This window comes from Bacillus sp. SIMBA_005 (assembly GCF_046535585.1).
GTDB lineage: Bacteria > Bacillota > Bacilli > Bacillales > Bacillaceae > Bacillus > Bacillus pumilus.
Genome location: NZ_JAWRWI010000285.1, coordinates 1 through 278 on the forward strand (window position 1 = coordinate 1; position 278 = coordinate 278).

Here is a 278-nt window from a genome sequence, read left to right on the forward strand (position 1 = left end):
GATATGCTCGTTCCGGCGGACAAAGGTGATATTTGAAATAGGTTGCTGCGATCTTCTTGGCCAAATTCACCCAAGTAGTTAAAACTGATATCAGGTTTTAATTGAAGATGAACCGAGTCCGACAAATATCTGAGTATTCCGTAACCAATCCCGTTATGGGGGATATGTCTAAGCATTTCCTTTGTATACTTAATGGAGCTTGATAAACTATTACTTTCCGTCATATCGAGAACAATTGGGTATATTGTCGTAAACCAACCTATTGTGCGATGGACCGG

The 278-nt window shown here is 40.3% G+C and carries 1 protein-coding gene; it reads right to left on the minus strand.

Going from position 1 to position 278, the window contains the following annotated elements:
• Nucleotides 1–263 (minus strand): condensation domain-containing protein (locus SB660_RS20135; RefSeq protein ID WP_410584068.1); only part of this gene is annotated, 263 nt, incomplete at its 3' end.
• Nucleotides 264–278: the final 15 nt, after the last annotated feature.